The following is a 20,870-nucleotide window of genomic DNA, read 5'->3' as shown; positions in this document are numbered from 1 at the left end:
AGTGGTGACTCCGAACTAAGCCGAACGGGAAGCCAACACGTTTCCCGTCGCGGTATCAAACTCGGCCAACTCAGCCGGGGTGCCCTCGGCAATCACTCGTCCGCCGTCGGCACCCGCGCCCGGGCCCATCTCGATGACCCGGTCCGCCTGCGTGATGACCGACAGATCGTGCTCAACCACGATGACGGTTTGTCCTGCATCAACGAGCCCATTGAGTTCCTTGACCAACAGCTCCACATCCGCCGGATGCAGGCCTGTCGTCGGTTCGTCGAGGAGGTACACGGTGTGGCCGCGCCGGGAATTGCGGGAGCGCTGCAGCTCGGTGGCGAGTTTAATGCGCTGTGCCTCACCGCCAGAGAGTTCCGGTGCTCCCTGCCCTAAGCGGAGATACCCTAGTCCCACTGCCTGCAGGGTTTCAACCGCCCTTAAGATCGTCGGTTCGTCTGTGAATACCTCGGCAGCGTCATCCACGGTGAGTTCCAGGACATTCGCGATCGTGCGCCCCTGCCACGTCACCTCGAGAGTCTCATCGTTGTAGCGGGCACCCTCGCAGTCCGGGCACGTGGTGTATGAGCCGGGGAGGAACACCAGCTCCACCTCGATCTTCCCGGCGCCGCCGCAGGTTGGGCACTGCCCCTGTTTGACGTTGTAAGAAAACCGCGAGACCGTCCAGCCCCGCTTTTTCGCTTCGTCGGTGGAGGCGAAGAGTTTGCGTACGCCGTCGAAAAGCCCGGTGTATGTGGCCAGTGTCGAGCGCGGCGTGCGGCCGATCGGTTTCTGCGTGATCTGCACGACGCGGCTGACTGCGTCGAAGCCGCTGCGCTTCTCCACGCTCCACTCCGCCGGCTCCTGCGATGCGTCTTCATCATCCTGATCCGTGACTGCAGCAGCTGCTTCACACAACACGCCGGCAAGAACAGTGCTGACAAGGGTGGATTTGCCAGAACCAGACACGCCGGCCACGGCAGTGAACTGCCCGAGCCCGAAATCCACGGCGACACCCTCGATCGACCGGGCGCGCACCCCTTCGAGAGTGAGCGTTCCCGTGGCCTCACGCGGTGCGTCGTTCGACGTCAGCGCACGATTGTTCAGTGCGTGAGCTGTAGGAGTGTCCACGTTGTAGTCGCTCGTGGGGCCGGAGTAGACCACTTTTCCGCCCTGCTCGCCGGCGAGCGGGCCGACGTCGACCAGCCAATCGGTCTGGGCAACGAGCTCCATGTCGTGCTCCACGAGCAGGACGGAATTGCCGGCGGCAATGAAATGGCGACACATGTCCAATACTGCGTCGCGCTCCGCCGGGTGCAAACCCGCAGACGGCTCGTCGAGCACGTACGCCACGCCGAAGAGACCCGAGCGCAACTGCGCGGCGAGACGGATGCGCTGCAGTTCGCCGCCGGACAGCGTCGGCGCGGGGCGATCGAGACTCAGGTGAGCGAGCCCAAGGTCGAGCGCCGACTGCAGCGCGGGCAAAATCTGCTGGAGCAGAAGATCCTCGGCGGAATTGTCTTCCGGGGTCTGCTCGGCCAGCACCTCGTGGACTCGGTCGAGGGGCAGGGCGCCGAGCTCGTCGATAGGCATGCCCGCGTAGGTGACTTTCAGCGCCTCCGGGTTAAGGCGACGCCCATGGCACGTCTCACAGGTGCGCGACTCCATGTAGGACAAGACGCGTTTGCGCAGTGTGTCTGACTGGGTTTCGGCGAGAGTGTTGGTCAAGTAGCTGGCCACCGAACGCCACGTGCCTTTGTAGTTGCGCTGGATCTGGTCCTCGCCGCGCAGTGGCTTCACCGTCACAACCGGGCGTTCCTCAGTGAAGAGGATCCAGTCCCGGTCCTCTTGCGGCAGGTCTTGCCACGGAGAATCGAGGTCGTAGCCCAGGGTCTTTAGGATGTCATGGAAGTTCTTCCCCGCCCATGCGCCGGGCCACGCCTGGATGGCACCGTCCTCGATGGACAGCGTCGGGTCCGGCACCATGGACTGCTCCGTGGGCTCGTGGACGACACCTGTGCCCTGGCACGTCGGACACATGCCCTCAGGAGTGTTCGGGGAGAACGAATCGGAGTACAGGCCCTTCGGGTTATCGCCCGCACGCGAGTAGAGCAAGCGAATAGTGTTCGACAGTGCAGAAACCGTGCCCACTGTGGACCGCGCACCGCCACCTGATGTGGACTGCTGGAGCGCGACCGTCGGCGGCAAGCCATTGATCTCACTGACCTGCGGATCCACAGCTGAACCGATGAGACGGCGTGCGAACGGCGCCACCGATTCAAGGTAGCGCCGTTGCCCCTCGCCGTGGATCGTGCCGAACGCGAGGGAGGATTTGCCCGAACCGGACACACCCGTCACCGCGACGAGCGTGCCCCGCGGAATGTCCACATCGACATTCCGCAGATTGTGCAGGTGGGCGTCCCTGACTTCGATTCCGGCGGCTAGCTCAGCAGCTTCAGACATACCCACCAGGGTAACCAGAGCTGGCGGCTACTGCGGACGCTGCGTGTCCTCACCAAGCTGGTGGACGTGAATCATGTTGGTCGTGCCAGCCACGCCCGGCGGGGTGCCGGCCACAACGACCATGACATCGCCTTCGTCATACGCATCGACGGACAGCAGAATCTCGTCGACGGTCTGCATCATCTCGTCGGTGTTGTCCACCTGCGGGCACAGGAACGTCTCCGCGCCCCACGTCAGGGCGAGTTGGGAGCGGACCGCCTGGTGCGGGGTGAACACCAGCAGCGGCAGGTAGGAGTGCAGGCGGGCCAGACGACGAGCGGTCTCACCCGAGCTGGTGAACGCGACCAGCGCGCGCGAGTTGAGGCGCTCAGCGATGTCGCGGGCAGAGTAGGAAATCACGCCACGCTTGGTGCGCGGAATGTGGTTCAGCGGCGGCACGGAACCCATGGACTCGGCAACGCGGACGATGCGGTCCATGGTGCGCACAACATTGTGCGGGTCCGCACCGACCGACGTCTCGCCCGAGAGCATCACGGCGTCGGTGCCGTCGAGCACAGCGTTGGCAACGTCGGAAGCCTCCGCGCGCGTCGGGCGGGAATTGTCAATCATCGAGTCGAGCATCTGAGTAGCCACGATGACCGGCTTCGCGTTCTCGCGGGCAATCTGGATCGCGCGCTTTTGCACCAGCGGCACCTGCTCTAGGGCGATCTCCACACCCAGGTCACCACGGGCGACCATGATGGCGTCAAAGGCGAGAATAATGGACTCCAGCGAGTCCACAGCCTCCGGCTTTTCCAGCTTCGCAATCACCGGAACGCGGCGACCTTCTTCGTCCATGATCTCGTGAACCAGGTCGACATCAGACGGTGAGCGCACAAACGACAGTGCGATGAAGTCCACCCCGAGGTTCAGCGCGAAACGCAGGTCTGCCTTGTCTTTTTCCGACAGAGCCGGAGCAGAGATGTTCATCCCCGGAAGAGACACACCCTTGTTGTTGGAGACAGGGCCGCCCTCAACGACTTCGCAAACGACATCATTTCCGTCGACCTCTTTGCAGACGAGGGCGACCTTGCCGTCGTCGACAAGCAAGCGGTCGCCGGGCTGCGCATCTTCAGCGAGGTTGTTGTAGGTCGTCGACACACGGTCGTGCGTGCCTTCAATGTCGTCGACAGTGATGCGGACCTCTTCACCGGTCTCCCAGTAGGTCTTACCGTCACCTTCAAAACGGCCGAGACGGATCTTCGGACCCTGCAGGTCGGCGAGAATACCCACTGCGTGGCCGGTCTCATCGGTGGCCTCACGCACCCAGCGGTAGTTCTGCTCGTGGTCGGGGTAGTCGCCGTGGGAGAAGTTCAACCGGGCAACGTCCATGCCGTCGCTCACGAGTCCGAGAATGGCGTCCTTGCTGGCTACAGCTGGTCCGAGAGTGCAAACGATCTTGGTGCGTCTATCCACAATTTCCTACTTCGTCTCGTGGTTCATCTCGTGGGTTTTCTCGCGAGAGATTGGATACGCGCCCCACGCTACCGAAACACAGCGTCTTTCGCCGAGCGGTGTTCGCAGTGTGCGCACTCAGCGCTTTTCAGGTGCTTTCCGCTTATCGACGTCGGCCTCCGCAGTCTCTTTTTCCGCCTGATACCCGGGATCAACTTCTTCGGGAGTCTCACGCCCGGAGCGCATCCGGATGAACACGATGACGGCCGCGATGAAGATGACCGCGGAGATGAACATGTTGATGCGGATGCCGAAGATCAGGTGCGCTTCATCGGCGCGCATGAACTCCATAAGTACGCGGCCGAGCGTGTAGGAGGCGACGTACAGGACGAAAACGCGGCCGCGGCCCAAGTTGAAGCGCTTCTCCGCCCACAGCAGGAAACAGAAGGCGGCGATGTTCCAGATCATTTCGTAGAGGAACGTGGGGTGCACACTCGCGATGACTTCGCCCGTTGACCGGCCTGTCAGCGGAGCGAAATTGCCGGCCTCGTCGACGCGGTAGTAAATGTCCAGCGCCCATGGGACGTCAGTCGGGCGGCCGTAGAGCTCCTGGTTGAAGTAATTGCCTAGTCGGCCGATCGCTTGAGCCAGGATGATCGTCGGACCGACTGAGTCCGCGAACGGTGCCAGCGGCACACCGCGGTATTTGAACAAACCCCATACCGCGAGCGTTCCCAGAGCCACCGCTCCCATAATGCCTAGCCCGCCGGCAGAGAAATTGAAAACTTGCAGCGGATCCTTGCCAGGGCCGAAGTAATCGTCGTACTGCGTGATCACGTGGTAGGCACGGCCGCCGATGATGCCCGTCGGGATAGCCACAATTGCAGCGTCCCAGACCATGTCCGGGTTGCCGCCGCGGGCTTCATAGCGGCGCAAGGTCAGCGCCATGGCGACGATGATGCCGGTAATGATGCACAGCGCGTAGGCGCGGATCGGGATCGGCCCGAGGTACCAGACGCCCTGCGGCGGCGAAGGGATGTTGGCAAGGATGTGGGTACTCACAGATAGCTAGCTTAGCTGCCGCGGCGCGACGGGCAGGCCGGGTGCTGGCCGGCGGCCACCAGCGTGCGGGTGGCTGCGGTGATGTCATCGCTCGACATGACGGCCTCACCGGCAATGACAGCGTCAGCCCCAATGGAGGCTGCGGACATGAGGTCGCGGGCGTTGCGTACGCCGCCGAGACTGATGCGGAAGACGCTTTCCGGCAATCCGGGCTCGATCTCGCTGAACGCTTCACGGTTGACCTCGTTCGTGTCGAACGTCCATGAGTTGACCCCGATCACCGTGGCTCCCGCCTTCAGCGCGCGGTCCGCTTCTTCCGGCGTGCGCACCTCTGCCATGGCGACCATGTTCAGGGACTCGACGCGGTCGAGCAGGCTTTCCAGGCGCGCTTGTTCTAAAAGCCCGACTTGCAGCGGCACCATGTCGGCGCCGAAGCAGCGGGCTTCGTGGATTTGGTAAGGGTCGACGATGACGTCTCGGCAGACCATCGGCAGTCCGGTGGCCCGGCGGGCCTCCTGCATGTCGTGGAGGGAACCGTCGAAACGCAACCGCTCGGTCTGGCAGGCGATCAGTGCCGCTCCCCCGGCTTCAATGTCGGCCGCGAGCTGCCGGAGGTCACTGGCACCGGTGGGGCCGTGCACGGGTGAGGTGCGTTTGATCTCCACGATCACGCCGCACCCCGGTCCCTTGAGTGCCCCCATCACATCGCGGGTGTCGGTCAGGGAACGGGAGCGCGCCTTGATCTCTTTGAAGGGGATGTTGGCTTCGCGGGCGGCGACATCGGCTAGGACACCAGCCACAACGGGATTGACCTTCCGTTCACCTTGCACCGCGGTCATACTTCAAAAGAGTATCGGGTCTACGTGCCCCGGCGAAATTGAGCGTCCTGATCAGTCGGATCGATGTCCGCGTCGATAGCGTCCCACAGCACGCGGCCCGACTCGGGTTCATCCTGCAGATCCTGCTCGATCTTCTCGCGACGCTGCGACGCCTTTTCGTATTTATTCTTGGTGGCTGTGTCCTCGCCGGGCCGTAATGCCAGGGCAATTCCGCCTGCAGCCGCAGCCAGGGCGCCTAGCAATCCGACCAGCGGGCCGGCGGCATGCGTGGTCACCTCCACGATCTGCGCCCACTCCGGCAGGGCCGCCTGGCCCGTCGTGGAACCGATTGCGCCCTCTTCCCCGCCGTAGGTGAGCAGAGCCTTGATGCGTTCAGGATCCGGCGATGCGACAAGCACTGTCAGCGGCGGCACCGTCACCAGCGCCGCAGCGGCAGCCCCGACGGCACCGACAATGCGACGGCCGATCTTCGTCAGCGCAAGCCCTGCCACGGTCGCGGCGAGCAAGAGGAGAACAACGGCTGTGACTTCAGTGGACCACTCGCCGCCGGCAACCCCTATCTGGCCATCACCTGTGCGGTCATCAGCGTACGAGACGGTCATCCATGTCAGCCGCGATGCGAGCCAGAGGACTATCGCCCCCAGCCCCATGAGCAGCGGACCTATACGCCTAGCGTTCATCGTCCGCTCCCAGCAGTAGGTCCGCCTCGAAGCACGTACGGTCACCGGTGTGGCACGCGCCACCGATTTGCTGGACTGAAAGGAGCACGGTGTCCCCGTCGCAGTCGAGCCGCACCTCGTCCACATGCTGGGTATGGCCGCTGGTCAGACCCTTGATCCAGTACTCACCGCGGGAGCGCGAATAATACGTTCCCTGCCGAGTGGCCAAGGTGTAGGCCAGCGCAGGCGCATCCATCCACGCCATCATGAGCACCTCGCCGGTCCCCGACGCCTGCACGATCGCGGGGACGAGTCCGTCGGCATTGAAGCGGACGCGGTCGCGGATGAGCGGATCAAGCACTGCATCCTCTGGCTTTTCCGGAATCACAGACGCACCTCGCATCCGGCATCCGCCAACGCCTGCTTCACCTCGGGGATGGAGACTTCACCGAAATGGAAGATAGACGCCGCCAACACTGCGTCCGCACCAGCGTGGACGGCCGGCGGGAAGTGCTCGGCTGCCCCGGCGCCGCCGGAGGCGATGATCGGGATGGACACAGCTTCGCGCACCCGCTGGGTGAGCTCAATGTCGAATCCGGCCTTCGTGCCATCACCGTCCATGGAGTTGAGCAAGATTTCGCCGACGCCGAGCTTTTCTCCGGTCTGGGCCCACTCGATCGCGTCAATACCGGCGGAGCGGGTGCCGCCGTGGGTGGTCACCTCGAAACCGCTGGGTTGGGGTTGGCCTCCTTCGGGAACGCGGCGGGCATCGACGGACAGCACGATGCACTGTGCGCCGAACTGGCGCGATAACTCACCGAGAAGTTCCGGCCGGGCGATAGCCGCCGTGTTGACGGAGACTTTGTCAGCACCCGCCCGCAGCAGCTCGCGGACGTCGTCAGCTGTGCGCACCCCACCGCCGACCGTCAGGGGGATGAAGACCTGCTCCGCGGTGCGGCGGACAACCTCCAGCATCGTGCCGCGGCCTTCCTTCGAGGCGGTCACGTCGAGGAACGTCAACTCGTCAGCCCCCTGCTGCCCGTACAGCTTCGCCAGTTCAACCGGATCACCCGCGTCGCGGAGATTCTCGAAGTTGACGCCTTTGACCACGCGGCCGTTGTCCACGTCCAGGCACGGAATGACACGGGTTGCCACCGTCACTGCAGACACTCCTTCATGGGGGTTGTCGGGGTTACTGGATCGACTTAATGGTACTGAGCACCCTTTCGTGCGCCCCGGGTGACCCAGCGATCACACCGATGGAGTCCAGCGTCCACGGCTGCCCGTCGATGTCGGTGACCACTGCCCCTGCGCAGCGGGTGAGCAGCACGCCGGCGGCGTTGTCCCATGGGTGCGGAGAGAAACTCACCGCTGCCTCGTAGATGCCTTGAGCGACGAACGCGAGGTCGATACCGACCGAGCCGCTGATCCGCGGGCGCATGTTCGTCCGCTCGAGCTCCTTGACCAACCGCAGGCGGCTATCCGGCGGGATCCGGTTTGTGTCATCAGAACCGACAGCTCCGACACCGACTTGGTTGCTCACAATCGGGGTGTCCGTCAACCGCGGCAGCTGGCGGTCGTTGAGCCACACATGGGACCCTTCCCGGGCAGTGAGGCGCATATCCAGAAGCGGGATGTCGGTCACGGACAGCACCGGTTGGTTATCCACGACCAGGGAGATGAGCACTGCACAGTTCGGGTTTCCGGAGGCGAAGTTCGCGGTGCCGTCGATCGGGTCGACGACCCATGACGCGTCGGAGCGCAACACTCCGCCCTCTTCTTCCCCAAGGACAGAAATGCCCGTGGTGTAGGCAAGCTGCTCACGCAGCATGCTCTCGATCTGCAGGTCGATTTCGGTGGCATAGTCGCCGCCCCCCTTGTGCAAGGCGGGAGCGGCACCGAGGCCCTCGGTGAACATCCGGCGGGCTTTATCCGCTGCATCCTCCGCAATCCGCAGGTACTCGTGAATCTCATCCATGCCCATGGTTCACCAACTCCAGTGCCTCGCGCAGCGTGAAGCGGTTTTCGTACAGCGCCTTGCCCACGATGACGCTGTCGATGCCTTCCTCGGCGTACTGCACAATCTCGGCAATGTCATCCAAGGTGGATACTCCGCCTGACGCGGTCACGGCGGCATCCGTGGCGGCGGAGACGTCGCGAAGCAAATCAACGTTGGGCCCGGTCAGCGTTCCGTCTTTGCTCACGTCGGTCACCACAAAACGTGCACACCCAGCGGCATCAAAGAATTCGAGAACCTCCCACAGGTCGCCGCCGTCAGACGTCCAGCCACGGCCCTTGGTGCGCCATTGGCCGCCCTCCTCACGCACCGCGATGTCGATCGCGATCGCCTCGCCATAACGGGCAATGGCATCAGCCGCCCAATCCGGGTTCTCCAGCGCCGCGGTGCCGATGTTCACGCGTTTCGCCCCGGTGGCAAGCGCTCGCTCCAACGTCGCGTCATCGCGGATCCCACCGGTCAACTCCACGTTGATCGATAGCTCACGGGTGATCTCCGCCATGAGCTCATGATTGGATCCGCGGCCGAACGCCGCATCCAGATCCACAAAGTGCAGCCACTGAGCCCCCTGCTCCTGCCACTGCAGCGCAGCTTCGAGCGGGGCACCATAGCTCTTCTCCGTGCCCGCCTCACCTTGATCCAGGCGCACAGCCTGGCCGTCTACAACGTCAACAGCGGGCAGCACAGTGAAATCCATATTCACATCCTAGTAGAGACTGAGATTCATATGAGCACATCCACGGAGCTGTCGATCCTCGCCTCTATCCGATCGTCTTGACCCAGTTCTCCAACAGGTGCAACCCAGCGTCACCGGACTTCTCCGGGTGGAATTGAGTCGCCCACAACGGCCCGTTTTCCACTGCTGCCACAAAACGGGAGTCGCCGTGCGTGGACCACGACACCTTCGGATACGCGATGAACTCGTCCTCCTGCATTTCCCAGGTCCGCACACCATAGGAGTGCACGAAGTAAAACCGCGTTTCCGGGCCCAGACCCGCGAACATGTCGGAGCCATCTGCGACATCAACGGTGTTCCAGCCCATGTGCGGCAACACGGGGGCAGAGAGCTTATCGACGACTCCTGGCCACTCCCCGCAGCCTTCCGTCTCAATCCCGTGCTCAACTCCGCGGTCAAACATGACCTGCAACCCCACGCAGATGCCGAACACCGGCCGGTCCCCCGCTAGGCGTTTCCCGATGATCCGCGGCCCAGCAACCTCGCGTAAACCCTTCATGCACGCGTCGTACGCCCCCACCCCCGGCACGACCAGGCCATCCGCCTCGACGGCGACCATGGGTTCACGGGTGACCACCACTTTTGCACCTACGTGCTCGAGGGCGCGCTGCGCAGACCGCAGGTTTCCGGCACCGTAATCAAGGAGGGCGACAACTGAACTCATGGGCGTGATTCTAGCCAGGCGACGTACAGCTGATGCCCGATGCCCTCCGGTGTGGAATCGCCGGCGGCTGTACGAATGACAACCTCGAACCATTGGTCGTCTGAGATGCGCATATCGTCGATTCCGTGGGTTCGCAGAACTATGGAACCCAGTAAGACATCTAACCGCTTGTTGCCGTCGACAAGCGGATGGATTGACTCAATGCTGTGGATAAGCGCACCCGCTTTCAACCACGGATCGGGGTACAGCTCCTTCCCCTCGAACGTCACCCATGGCCGGTCAAGTGCAACAGCCAGAAGCCCCATGTCCCGAACACGAAATCCCGCCGCATCGAGAATTGGCTCGATAGCCTCGAGTGTGAACCGCTGTCGAATGGTCACGCGTTCTTCAACCGTTCCATCAGTTCGGAACGCGCATCCATGATTTCCCAGAAATCCCGCTCATTGGCCCGCTTAGCTTCAGAAATCTCCCACTCTTGCCGGATTAGACGCGAGATCACTTTTTGTTTTGAGGTGCCGGCGGTCTCTGCGAGAGCGGTGAGTTGCTGGTCTTCTTCTGGGGAGAGCCTAAGGTTGAGCGCCATAGCAAAATGGTACCAAATTGGTACTTACGGGTGGCGCCGCCTGCCCACAGCCCAATCGGCAACAGACAGCATGATCCCGGCGATGACGATCATCCCGCCGACAACAAAGGACCCTGTCGCGCCGATGCCAGCGATGATCAGCCCGAAGAAGAACGACCCGATTCCTTGCCCACCGTCGAAGGAAATGTTCCACACTGCGGAGGCATGGCTCACCTTCGACTGCGGCAGGCGATGGAACATGGTGAGTAGGGATTCGTTCTGAATCACTCCGAATCCGGCACCGAATAGCAGGGCCGCGACGACAAGCCACCACTCCGATGCCCCTGCGGCGAGGCACCAGGCGAAAAGGAACATGCTCGCGCCAAGACAGACCTGGAAGGGGATCATGAGGGTTCCCGGTTCGCCGCGGCGATCGGCCACCGATCCGGCGCCGATGCGAGCCAGCATGACGGCGAGGTTCACCACGGCGAGCAAGACGCCGCCCAGTGCGGTGCCGGATGCGATGCCCATGTCGCGTGCCGCAGCGGGCAGGAAGTTGGCGATGAGACTGAATGCTAATGATCCGACCGCCAGAGCCATCGCCGGGATGAGCAGTAGTTTCCACGTTGGTGCGGAGACCGCGCCTTCCATCACGGGGTCGGCCGGGGCACCCTTGACCGCAGGAATAAAGAAGCACGACACCAACCCCGCGCCGGCAATGACCAGTGCGATGATCCACACCGGCAGGTAGCCAACGCGTTCCCCGATGAAAAGACCGAGCGGCAGCGTGAGCATCTGCGCTAAGCCGCCAGAGGCACCGAACACTCCCGTGGCCTTACCCAGCATTTTCCGGGGCACGAGCTCTGGAATGATCGCGGATTCGGACACCGTCATGGCACCGAAGCCGACACCGCGCACAACGGAAACGGCCAGGACCATTGCCGGCGCCATCGACAGTTCGAACAATAGGGCCGGCACACCGAGCAACACGGCGGACACCGCGATCGCGGATCGGTAGGTGAAGCGCCGCAGTAACCGGGGCATGAACACCTGCGTGATCACCGTTGCGAGCATGAATACGCCTGTTGACGCGCCCGCCAGCGCCGACGATCCGCCGGAGTCCAGCACGGCCACTGGAACGACCGGGAGCAGCATGCCCCACGAGCCGAAGGCCGCGGCTACGGCGACAAGCGCTGGCACAAACCCGCGGACAGCCCACACAGAGGTGGGCTGTCCGGGCGTTCCAGGTGACACGGGTGTCACAGATGTCACGGCATCGCCCCGAACAGCACGACCAGCGCGCCGGCGAGCGAGACTGCAGCGAGGATGCCCAGCACGATCGTCACTGGCTTATTGCCCTGCTGGTAGAACGACCACGTCCCGCCAACCAACAGGCCGGCCAGGATGAACAGCATCCACACGGCGATGCTGGAACCAACCTCCATTACAGCGCGCCCTTCGTTGACGGCACGCCGCTGACCCGGGGGTCGATCTCGTAGGCGGCACGCAAAGCACGCGCTACAGCCTTGTACTCGGCCTCGGTGATGTGGTGCGGATCGCGGCCGTATTCGACGTTGACGTGCAGGGTGATGCGCGCGTTGTAGGCGAGCGTCTCAAAGAAGTGGCGGTTGATCACAGTGGCGTAGTGCCCGCCGATGATCTGCCATTCCATGGACTCCGGTTCACCGTTCATGACAAAGTACGGCCGGTTGGAGATGTCCACCACGGCGCTGACCAGGGTCTCATCCATCGGCAGTGCCATGGAGCCGAAGCGGCGGATGCCCTTCTTGTCCCCCACAGCGTCGATCAGCGCCCAGCCCAGCGTGATCGCGGTGTCCTCGATGGTGTGGTGCGCGTCAATCTCGATGTCTCCGCGCGCCTTGATGGTCAGATCGAAGGACCCGTGGGTGCCGAAAGCCGTGAGCATGTGGTCGAAGAACGGCAGTCCAGTGTCAACGTCGACGTTGCCCGTGCCGTCGAGGTTGATTTCCACCGAGATGTCGGACTCGCTGGTGGTGCGGGTCGCTGTACCCACGCGGTCAGTCATTGCTCTTAATCTCCTTCGCCGCGGTCAAGAATGCGTCATTCTCCTCGTCCAAACCAATTGTCACACGAAGATACCCCGGCACGCCGATATCACGGATCAAGACACCGCGGTCCAGAAACTGCTGCCACGATGCGTGGGTGTCGGCGAAGTGCCCGAAGAAGAGGAAGTTCGACTCGCTCGGCACGACCTCGTATCCCATCTCTGCGAGCGCATCTTGGACGTGCTTGCGTTCGCTCGCGAGCTTTTCGACGTTTCCGAGCGTCTCGTCCGCATGCCGCAACGCTACACGGGCAGCCGCCTGGGAAATGACCGACAGGTGGTACGGCAGGCGGACAAGCATGACGGCCTCAATGAAGGCAGGATCAGCGACGAAGTAGCCGAGACGACCGCCGGCGAAGTCGAACGCCTTCGACATCGTGCGGGAGACCACCAGCTTGGTCGGGTATTTCTCCACCAGCGTCACGGCGGATGGCGAGGGGGAGAATTCCGCGTATGCTTCGTCGACAATCACGATGCCGGGCGCAGCGTCGAGGATTCGCTCGATGTCATCGATCGAGGTGACATCACCGGTCGGGTTGTTCGGGGTGGTGACGAACACTACGTCCGGCTGCTGTGCGTTGATTTCGCTGATGGCGTGATCGATATCGATGCGGAAGTCCGGGCCGCGGTCAATGCCGATAAACTCCGTCTGCGTTCCTGCACTCAGGATCGGGTGCATGGAGTAGGACGGCGCAAAGCCCATGGCAGTCCGTCCGGGCCCACCGAATGCCTGTAACAGCTGTTGGAGGACTTCGTTGGAGCCGTTGGCGGCCCACACATTGTCCACGGTCACTGCCACGCCGGTCTGCTTACTCACGTACGCCGCGAGGTCCGCTCGCAGCTCCACGGCGTCGCGCTCCGGGTAGCGGTTGAGGCTACCGGCGACGCGAGAGATCTCTTCCAGCAGATCGCTGATCAGCGCCTGCGACGGCGGGTACGGGTTCTCGTTCGTGTTCAGCGCGTACGGAACCTCAAGTTGGGGCGCGCCGTAGGCGGACTTGCCGCGCAGTTCTTCGCGCAGCGGAAGATCAGAAAGCTCGGCCATTATTGCGCCTCCGTTCGCGCCTTGATTGCCTCGCCGTGGGCGGGCAGTTGTTCGTCGGTGGACAGGGTGATGATGTGCGGTGCAACCTCGGCGAGCGCATCCTCGGTGTACTCGATGAGATTGACCGGCCGCAGGAAGGTGTGCGTGGTCAGGCCCGGAGTGAAGCGCGCCGTGCCAGACGTGGGCAGCACGTGGTTGGAGCCAGCGATGTAGTCACCCAGCGGCACCGGGGAGAATGGGCCGATGAAAATCGCACCGGCGTGCTTGATGCGCCGGGCCACGTCCGCGGCGTTGCGGGTGTGGATTTCTAGGTGCTCAGCGGCATAGGCATCAGCGACGGCAATGCCTGCCTCCAGATCATCAACGAGCACAATGCCCGACTGCGGCCCGCCTAAAGCAGTGCCCGCGCGGTCGGCGTTGAGGGTTGCGGTGGCACGCTCGTCGATAAGCATATCGACGGCTTCCGCCACCTCTGGCGAATCCGTAATCAGCACTGATGCAGCATTCTCATCGTGTTCGGCCTGGGAGATCAGGTCGGCGGCGACGTAGAGCGGATCTGCGGTGTCGTCTGCCAGCACCGCGATCTCGGACGGGCCGGCTTCCGCGTCGATGCCCACGACACCGTTGACTACCCGCTTGGCGGCTGCGACGAAAATGTTTCCCGGACCGGTGATCATGTCCACCGGCTCAAGCTGCGCCTCATCGTCGCCGTAGGCGAGCAATGCGACTGCCTGCGCACCGCCGACGGCCCACACCTCATCGACACCGAGCATTGAGCAGGCGGCCAGGATCGTCGGGTGCGGCCACCCGCCGAACTCTGCCTGCGGCGGGCTGCACACCACGAGGGATTCTGCACCCGCCTCCTGGGCCGGGATAACGTTCATGAGCACCGACGACGGGTAGACAGCTTTACCACCCGGGACGTACAGGCCCACGCGCGGGACCGGCAGGAAGACTTCTGTGACAGTCGCACCGGGAGCGACGTCAGTCGACTGCTCCTGCGGCTTCTGCGCAGCGTGGACCGTACGGATCCTCCGAATCGCTTCCTGCACAGCGGCGCGAAGAGAGTCATCGAGATTGTCTGCGGCAGCGGCCATGACATCCGCCGGGACACGCACGGACGCAGGGCGCACACGGTCGAATTGCTCACCGTAGTCCAGAGCCGCTGGCGCACCGCCGGTCTTCACCGCATCAATGATCGGTGTGACAGTGGGCAGGACGGACGCCACATCCATCCCGCCACGCGGCAGGATGCGGCGCAGCTGCGCGCTCGACGGGGTTTGGCCCCGCAGATCAGTCACTTTCAGCATGGGAGAATCTCCTTCAAACCTTGTTGAAGTACATCCTATTCACCCACTTGGACACTCCCCCGTCCGCCTTCGAATGCGGCTGTGCTGACCAGCCCCAGCCAATAAGCCAGACTCGCCATGAACGGCGCAGCACACCACGCGATGCCGGGTTGGAACGCGGGCACCAAAGTGAATGTGTCAGACTCCGCTGCCGCGTGCGGAGGGTTGGCAAGATTAGCTGACCATTGGCCGAGAACGTGCAGCGCCCAGCTAGAAAACAACGCCACGCATGCGGCGAAAACCATGCGGGAAAGGCTGCTTTCCCGCTCCCCCGTCCCGTACGCCACAAGGCCGACAGCCAGCCCGAGGAGAGTAGAAAGGATGACAAACCAACCGAAGGATGCGAATTCGACGCTGTCAGGACTCAACACATGGTTGATCTGAACTCCGCCGTCAACAACCTCGGCAACATAGCCGGGGCGCAGGAACCCCCATATAACACCGATGACGCACCCGAGGATGACCCCGAGTGCGACGACCCCCGCTCCCCAGCGAAGCTTTAGTTGCACACCTTCCACTGGCCGTTCTCACGAGCGAAGCGCTGCACGCCGGACTCGGTCTGGCCGTTGGTGTTCACCGTCACGTTGGCGGAAGCAGTGTCGCCGTTCACACGCACGTCGGAAAGCGATGCCTGCGTCGCCGGGACCGGCGGAATCGGACGACCCTGCGCCTTAGCAGCATCGACTGCGAGCTGCATTTCGCGCTCGGTCTTCTCCAAGCTGGTGCCCTGGCTAGCCAGCTGCTGGTTGGTCTGGTCGACCACCTTCTTGCAGGAGTTGTCCATGATCACGCGGGTCCAGGAAACGAAATCGCCCGGGTTGTAAATGCGGTTCATGGTGTCGGTCATGGCCCGCACGTCAGCCTCGCTTGCGGGCTGCCCGTTCTCGATCGGCTGAATGTCAGGCGTCGGCAGCGTACCGTCCTCGAAGGGGTTGACCACGCCAGCACCCGGGTTCGGAGCGCCCTGTGCCTGAGGATCGTCAGCGTTCTCGCCCTCACCCTCCGGCTTATCCTTGTCGTCCTCTTTCTTTTCATCAGCCAGCGGATCGACCTCCGCGCCAGCGGTGACCTGGTTGGTTTCGGTAGCCACCTCGGACACGACGTCGCTCTGATCCTCGCCGGAGCCGCACGCAGCTAGTGCGAGGGGGGCAACCAAGACGGCGGTGGCGAGGGCGACGGCCTTCTTCGAGTTAGACATGAATCGGAACTCTCCTCTAGGTTTTCGAGAACTGCTCCCGACACTCTAGCAGCGTCAAGCTTCAGTTACTCAATTGTTGCGCAGGGAAGTACCAGTGAAGTAGCTGTGAATATCGGGTGTACCCTTGCGTGTTATGCAGCTGTCCCGGTCCACTATCGCACAAGCGGCGGTGGGCATCCTAGACGAGTACGGCCTTGCTGACGTGTCCATGCGTCGGGTCGCCGCGTCGCTTGACGTCGCGCCTGGAGCCTTGTACTGGCATGTGGACAACAAGCAGGAACTCATTTGCGCGATGGCAGAAATCATTATCGCGCCAGTCCTCGAGCGCACTTATGCCGGGCCGCGTGAAGCTTGCGCCGCCCTGCGCGGAGCTGTTCTCTCCCACCGCGACGGCGCGGACGTGGTCGCCACAGCCGCAGCACTGCCCGGCGCGGACATTCACGCGCACCTCCTGGATGCAGTCAAAGCGACGCTCAGCGACGGGCCCTCGGCAGACAGCGAGCGCGCGGCGCTTATCGACGCGACCGCGACCGGGTTGCTCTATCTCACTCTCGGAGCGGCGAACATGCACCAGGCCGGCGTTCAGTTCAACGAAGCTGCCCGCCAAACCTCGGCTGCCACGGCTCCCCGCGGCAGTGTAGAACACGTTGAGCAGGCAATTGACCTTCTGCTCGCGGGCCTCGACGCACAGTGAGCTAGAGCTATTACTATCGAGTCTCATGACAACTCCTAGCGAGAACGCGCAGACCCAAGTTTGGCCTGGATCCTCCTACCCATTGGGCTCCACCTACGACGGTGCGGGCACTAACTTCGCCCTTTTCTCCAACGTCGCCGAGAAGGTTGAGCTGTGCCTGCTCGACCGCGAGGAGAACGAGACGCGTATTCCCCTCGAAGAGGTAGACAACCACGTCTGGCACGCCTACCTTCCTGGCGTCCTGCCGGGACAGCGATACGGCTACCGGGTCCACGGCCCGTGGGACCCTGAAAACGGCAAGCGCTGCGACCCGTCCAAACTGCTCGTCGACCCGTATGCCCGCGCATTCGACGGCGAGTTCGATGGAGATTCTTCCCTGTTCTCCTACGACATTCACGCCGAGGAACCCGGCACCGGCCGCAACGAGGAAGACTCGCTCGGTCACACCATGAAGTCCGTGGTGATCAACCCGTTCTTCGACTGGGGCGACGACCGTTCTCCGCGCATCCCGGATAATGACACTGTCATTTATGAGACCCACGTCAAGGGCATGACGCAGCTGCACCCCGATGTCCCGGAGAACTTGCGAGGCACCTATGCCGGCATGGCGCACCCGAGCGTGATCGCGTACCTCCAAGACTTGGGGGTCACCTCTGTCGAGCTCATGCCCGTCCACCAGTTCCTTCAGGATGACCGCCTGCGGGACTTGGGCCTGCGCAACTACTGGGGCTACAACACCTTCGGCTTCTTCGCGCCGCACCAGGATTACGCCGCCAGCGAGAAGCCGGGCGATGCCGTCGCCGAGTTCAAGGGCATGGTCCGCGCCTACCACGAGGCCGGCATGGAGATCATCCTCGACGTCGTGTACAACCACACCGCCGAGGGCAACCACCTAGGCCCCACCATTGCGTTCCGCGGCATCGACAACGAGGCGTACTACAGGCTTGTCGACGGTGACGCCTTCCACTACATGGACTACACCGGCACCGGTAACTCCCTCAACGTCCGCGACCCGCACTCACTGCAGCTCATCATGGACTCTCTGCGCTACTGGGTCTCCGAGATGCACGTCGACGGCTTCCGTTTCGACCTCGCTTCCACTCTGGCGCGTGAGTTCTCCGACGTAGACCGCTTGGCTACCTTCTTCGACTTGGTCCAGCAGGACCCAGTCGTCTCTCAGGTCAAGCTCATCGCTGAACCGTGGGATGTCGGTGAGAACGGTTACCAGGTGGGCAACTTCCCGCCGCTGTGGAGCGAATGGAACGGTAAGTACCGCGACACCGTCCGCGATTTTTGGCGCGGTGAGCCCTCCACCCTGGGCGAGTTCGCTTCGCGACTCACCGGTTCGTCGGACTTGTACAACCACAACGGCCGCCGCCCGACGGCGTCGATCAACTTCATCACCGCCCACGACGGCTTCACACTCAACGATCTGGTCAGTTACAACGAGAAGCACAACTGGGACAACGGTGAGGAAAACCGCGACGGTGAATCTCACAACCGTTCCTGGAACCACGGTGAAGAAGGCCCCACCGACGATCCGGAGATCCAGGAGCTGCGTTCGCGCCAGCGCCGCAACTTCCTGACCACGTTGTTGCTTTCCCAGGGGACCCCGATGATCGCCCACGGCGACGAGTTCGCCCGCACGCAAAACGGCAACAACAACGTCTACTGCCAAGACAACGAGCTGGCCTGGATGGACTGGAACAGGCTGGACGAGTCGGAGGAACTGCACGACTTCACCCGCCGTTTGATCAGCATCCGTAAAGAGCACCCTGTCTTCCGCCGTCGCCGCTTCCTGGCCGGCGGTCCGCTGGGCATGGACGCTCAGGACCGCGACATTGCGTGGCTGGCTCCCGACGGTCAGATGATGACCAATGATGACTGGGGCTTCGCCTTTGGCAAGGCCCTGCAGGTCTACTTCAACGGCAACATGATTGCTGAGCCTGATTCCCGTGGCCAGCAAGTCGTGGACGATTCCTTCGTGTTGATGTTCAACGCCTACCACGAGGACATCGAATTCACCCTGCCGCCGAAGAACATGGGCGCGAAGTGGGAAGTCCTCATCGACACCACTGAGCCGCTCGGGTACCCGGCGGAGAAGGAGGAGATTGAGGCGCAGGGTACCGCGAACGTTCCGGCACGCTCCACCCTCGTCCTGCGGCAGATCGAGCCGCCGGTCTTCGAGGACGGCGACGATGAGGCAGAGCAGGACGCAGCGGAAGAGGGCGCTGTTGTTGGTGGCGGTTCGACCCGGGTGAACCCCGAGTCATGATCTCAGCTCTCGGCACGCGCGTCGTCGTCACCGGCGCTGCTGCGGAAATTCACCCGGAGGAGTTAGAGGCCGCGCTTCGTGGCTCGTCGGAACCGACGGTGATCAACCTCGACGACATCACGAACACCGAGGTTCGCTCCGGGGACTCGTGGGATGAAAGCACGGTCGCGATCGAATCCGGCGGTGAAACCGTCACGGTGCGCTTTGCCCCCGGAGATACGGAAGGCCCGCAGCAGCTGTGTGCGTTGCTGACCGGGGAGTCCGTCAACGTCGACACCATCACCGGTTTCTCCTTTGTTGCCGTGGCTGTGCACACCGCCAGCCAGGACTGGGGCTCTGTGGACCGAGTGGACCTCGCCCGCGTCACCGACGGCGAGGTCACCGAGCGATTCAGCCTCGAACCACCGACGAAGGAGGCGTTAGCTGACTTCATTGGCGATAGCCCCCTCGTCGGCTACAACGGATACTTCGACGCATCTGCCCTGCACTATGCAGGCCTTGTTTCCGATCTCACCTTCGCGTGTGTGCTCACGCAGGCTCGCGCAGCTGAACTTGACGTGCCCAACCACAAGCTGGACACCCTCGCCGACTTCTTCGGAGTGGACGCCGACCCGGCATCGGTGATGAATGCTCTCGCCCGGCACGCCAAGCACACTGGCTCTCTGGAAGACTTCGTCCACGCAAGCGGCTTCGCCATGGGCACTGTCAGCGCTGACCGCGTTATTCCTGTGTTGCGCGACTTCTCCGGTGCAGCCTCGAGCATCCAGAAGGCCAGCAAGGCTGAGAAAGACACCCCGAAAAAAGAGCAGCAGGGCAACAACAGGGGTCCCGCGCCGTGGCAATCTGTGGCTACCCCGGACACCATCCCGGATCCGGCAGTCGATGCGGACCCGAACTCGCCCCTGTACGGGCAAAACGTCACCCTCACCGGAGAGTTCGATCCTTTCGATAAAGGACAGCTCTGGGATGGCATCGCCAACCAGGGCGGCCAAGTAGGAAAGAACGTGACCAAGAAGACAACCATCCTGGTCACCGGCGAGTGGGCCACCATGACGTCAAAGGAAAAAAGGGCCCGGGAATTGATGGATAAAGGCCAAGACATTGACATTTGGCCAGCAGAGAAGCTACTCAACGTGCTCGGTCTCGACGAGGAACCTCCCTTCTAGCCTTTTCCGTCCGGCACCGGGAACCAGACGGGGCGGTGGCGCAGTCTAACTAGGGCATGACCACCACATGCTCTACCGATCTGCTTCCTGTCACCGGGTTCGTCGCGTTGCCGGTGCGGGCGGAAGTCGTCGAAAAGCGGCCCTGGGGCGAGCGCGGGGACTCGCCCGCGTATCTCAACCTCTCCCCCAACGTCGTGGCAGTGCTCATCTCCGAAACCGGGCACTTACTGTCCCGGATTGACCTGTGGGACAGGGGCCTCAGCGTGAAACAGGCGTGGGATTCTGCCGCCTACACCTTGTTGGAGCGCCAGAATTCTCACCGCGTCGAGTTCCAGGTACGCAACGCTTCATGCGCACTCGGCACTACTGCGCCACGCGGATTCGAAATCGCCCCCTTTGATGTGCCTGCAGTGGCGTGGCTGTCGCACCCGAAAACGTTTCAAATGCTGCACCAGCACTTTCTCGAAGTGCTCGTTCCGAAAACCGGACTCGTGTACGTCACCCGCGACCAGCGCGACCTGTTCGTGCTGGACACCACAATCGAAGCTGCTGCGAAGGCTGTACCGCAGGCGACCGTCATGACGTACTCCCTTGGTTTCCCTGTCGTGACTAGGGTGTGAGGGGTACCCACCATTT

Annotated in this window: 23 protein-coding genes; 4 read left to right on the top strand and 19 right to left on the bottom strand. The window is 62.8% G+C overall.

From position 1 onward, the window contains the following. Nucleotides 1–15: 15 nt before the first annotated feature. The 19 genes from HMPREF0291_RS06620 to HMPREF0291_RS06530 form a co-directional block, all read right to left on the bottom strand. Nucleotides 16–2,448 (bottom strand): excinuclease ABC subunit UvrA, encoded by a 2,433-nt coding sequence (locus HMPREF0291_RS06620; RefSeq protein WP_005289648.1) that lies wholly within the window; start codon nucleotides 2,446–2,448, stop codon nucleotides 16–18. A gap of 27 nt (nucleotides 2,449–2,475) precedes the next feature. Then, nucleotides 2,476–3,903, bottom strand: a complete 1,428-nt coding sequence (gene pyk, locus HMPREF0291_RS06615) for a pyruvate kinase (protein WP_005289647.1) — start codon at nucleotides 3,901–3,903, stop codon at nucleotides 2,476–2,478. Between the two features lie 117 nt (nucleotides 3,904–4,020). Then, entirely contained in the window at nucleotides 4,021–4,944 is a 924-nt protein-coding gene (gene lgt / locus HMPREF0291_RS06610; protein WP_005289646.1) for a prolipoprotein diacylglyceryl transferase, read from the bottom strand. A gap of 11 nt (nucleotides 4,945–4,955) precedes the next feature. Then, nucleotides 4,956–5,783 carry an indole-3-glycerol phosphate synthase TrpC gene (locus tag HMPREF0291_RS06605; RefSeq protein WP_005289645.1) on the bottom strand — a complete coding sequence of 276 codons (828 nt, stop codon included), beginning with the start codon at nucleotides 5,781–5,783 and terminating at the stop codon, nucleotides 4,956–4,958. 20 nt (nucleotides 5,784–5,803) lie between these two features. Then, the gene (locus tag HMPREF0291_RS06600; RefSeq protein WP_005289644.1) at nucleotides 5,804–6,463 is read right to left on the bottom strand and encodes a TIGR02234 family membrane protein; all 660 of its coding nucleotides are present in this window, start codon (nucleotides 6,461–6,463) and stop codon (nucleotides 5,804–5,806) included. Further along, entirely contained in the window at nucleotides 6,453–6,845 is a 393-nt protein-coding gene (hisI, locus tag HMPREF0291_RS06595; RefSeq protein ID WP_040423611.1) for a phosphoribosyl-AMP cyclohydrolase, read from the bottom strand. Before hisI ends, HMPREF0291_RS06600 begins: the two co-directional genes overlap by 11 nt. Then, the gene (hisF, locus tag HMPREF0291_RS06590) at nucleotides 6,827–7,603 is read right to left on the bottom strand and encodes an imidazole glycerol phosphate synthase subunit HisF (RefSeq protein ID WP_005289642.1); all 777 of its coding nucleotides are present in this window, start codon (nucleotides 7,601–7,603) and stop codon (nucleotides 6,827–6,829) included. Before hisF ends, hisI begins: the two co-directional genes overlap by 19 nt. Before the next feature lie 31 nt (nucleotides 7,604–7,634). Continuing rightward, nucleotides 7,635–8,426: an inositol monophosphatase family protein gene (locus tag HMPREF0291_RS06585; protein WP_005289641.1), complete on the bottom strand. Its 792-nt coding sequence runs from the start codon at nucleotides 8,424–8,426 to the stop codon at nucleotides 7,635–7,637. Continuing rightward, on the bottom strand, nucleotides 8,413–9,156 hold the full coding sequence (gene priA / locus HMPREF0291_RS06580; RefSeq protein ID WP_005289640.1) for a bifunctional 1-(5-phosphoribosyl)-5-((5-phosphoribosylamino)methylideneamino)imidazole-4-carboxamide isomerase/phosphoribosylanthranilate isomerase PriA: 744 nt from the start codon (nucleotides 9,154–9,156) through the stop codon (nucleotides 8,413–8,415). The genes HMPREF0291_RS06585 and priA overlap by 14 nt, the downstream gene beginning before the upstream one ends. Before the next feature lie 64 nt (nucleotides 9,157–9,220). Beyond that, complete coding sequence (gene hisH / locus HMPREF0291_RS06575; protein ID WP_005289639.1) at nucleotides 9,221–9,859, bottom strand: imidazole glycerol phosphate synthase subunit HisH; 639 nt, start codon at nucleotides 9,857–9,859, stop codon at nucleotides 9,221–9,223. Beyond that, nucleotides 9,856–10,239 (bottom strand): type II toxin-antitoxin system death-on-curing family toxin, encoded by a 384-nt coding sequence (locus HMPREF0291_RS06570; RefSeq protein ID WP_005289638.1) that lies wholly within the window; start codon nucleotides 10,237–10,239, stop codon nucleotides 9,856–9,858. The genes hisH and HMPREF0291_RS06570 overlap by 4 nt, the downstream gene beginning before the upstream one ends. Then, a complete protein-coding gene (locus HMPREF0291_RS06565; protein ID WP_005289637.1) occupies nucleotides 10,236–10,442 on the bottom strand; it encodes a hypothetical protein in 207 nt (68 codons plus the stop codon). Before HMPREF0291_RS06565 ends, HMPREF0291_RS06570 begins: the two co-directional genes overlap by 4 nt. A 24-nt stretch (nucleotides 10,443–10,466) precedes the next feature. Then, complete coding sequence (locus HMPREF0291_RS06560) at nucleotides 10,467–11,684, bottom strand: MFS transporter (protein WP_156774822.1); 1,218 nt, start codon at nucleotides 11,682–11,684, stop codon at nucleotides 10,467–10,469. Between the two features lie 5 nt (nucleotides 11,685–11,689). Beyond that, nucleotides 11,690–11,866 (bottom strand): hypothetical protein, encoded by a 177-nt coding sequence (locus HMPREF0291_RS11980; protein WP_005289635.1) that lies wholly within the window; start codon nucleotides 11,864–11,866, stop codon nucleotides 11,690–11,692. Further along, nucleotides 11,866–12,468 (bottom strand): imidazoleglycerol-phosphate dehydratase HisB, encoded by a 603-nt coding sequence (gene hisB / locus HMPREF0291_RS06550; protein WP_005289634.1) that lies wholly within the window; start codon nucleotides 12,466–12,468, stop codon nucleotides 11,866–11,868. Before hisB ends, HMPREF0291_RS11980 begins: the two co-directional genes overlap by 1 nt. After that, complete coding sequence (locus HMPREF0291_RS06545; protein ID WP_005289633.1) at nucleotides 12,461–13,552, bottom strand: histidinol-phosphate transaminase; 1,092 nt, start codon at nucleotides 13,550–13,552, stop codon at nucleotides 12,461–12,463. The genes hisB and HMPREF0291_RS06545 overlap by 8 nt, the downstream gene beginning before the upstream one ends. Next, complete coding sequence (gene hisD, locus HMPREF0291_RS06540) at nucleotides 13,552–14,862, bottom strand: histidinol dehydrogenase (RefSeq protein WP_005289632.1); 1,311 nt, start codon at nucleotides 14,860–14,862, stop codon at nucleotides 13,552–13,554. Before hisD ends, HMPREF0291_RS06545 begins: the two co-directional genes overlap by 1 nt. 35 nt (nucleotides 14,863–14,897) lie before the next feature. After that, nucleotides 14,898–15,410 (bottom strand): hypothetical protein, encoded by a 513-nt coding sequence (locus tag HMPREF0291_RS06535; RefSeq protein ID WP_005289631.1) that lies wholly within the window; start codon nucleotides 15,408–15,410, stop codon nucleotides 14,898–14,900. Beyond that, nucleotides 15,401–16,099 carry a hypothetical protein gene (locus HMPREF0291_RS06530; protein ID WP_005289630.1) on the bottom strand — a complete coding sequence of 233 codons (699 nt, stop codon included), beginning with the start codon at nucleotides 16,097–16,099 and terminating at the stop codon, nucleotides 15,401–15,403. Before HMPREF0291_RS06530 ends, HMPREF0291_RS06535 begins: the two co-directional genes overlap by 10 nt. A gap of 133 nt (nucleotides 16,100–16,232) precedes the next feature. On the opposite strand from HMPREF0291_RS06530, the gene HMPREF0291_RS06525 reads away from it, so the two are divergent. From HMPREF0291_RS06525 to HMPREF0291_RS11315, 4 genes are read left to right on the top strand one after another with little or no spacing between them, the layout of a single operon-like run. Beyond that, nucleotides 16,233–16,793, top strand: a complete 561-nt coding sequence (locus tag HMPREF0291_RS06525) for a TetR family transcriptional regulator (RefSeq protein ID WP_005289629.1) — start codon at nucleotides 16,233–16,235, stop codon at nucleotides 16,791–16,793. A gap of 25 nt (nucleotides 16,794–16,818) precedes the next feature. After that, nucleotides 16,819–19,068 (top strand): glycogen debranching protein GlgX, encoded by a 2,250-nt coding sequence (gene glgX / locus HMPREF0291_RS06520; RefSeq protein WP_005289628.1) that lies wholly within the window; start codon nucleotides 16,819–16,821, stop codon nucleotides 19,066–19,068. Continuing rightward, on the top strand, nucleotides 19,065–20,234 hold the full coding sequence (locus HMPREF0291_RS06515; RefSeq protein ID WP_005289627.1) for a BRCT domain-containing protein: 1,170 nt from the start codon (nucleotides 19,065–19,067) through the stop codon (nucleotides 20,232–20,234). Before glgX ends, HMPREF0291_RS06515 begins: the two co-directional genes overlap by 4 nt. Before the next feature lie 56 nt (nucleotides 20,235–20,290). Further along, a complete protein-coding gene (locus tag HMPREF0291_RS11315; protein ID WP_005289626.1) occupies nucleotides 20,291–20,854 on the top strand; it encodes a hypothetical protein in 564 nt (187 codons plus the stop codon). The last annotated feature ends 16 nt before the right edge of the window (nucleotides 20,855–20,870 follow it).

Source organism: Corynebacterium genitalium ATCC 33030 (genome assembly GCF_000143825.1).
Taxonomy (GTDB): domain Bacteria; phylum Actinomycetota; class Actinomycetes; order Mycobacteriales; family Mycobacteriaceae; genus Corynebacterium; species Corynebacterium genitalium.
This window is presented reverse-complemented; position numbering and strand designations above follow the sequence as displayed.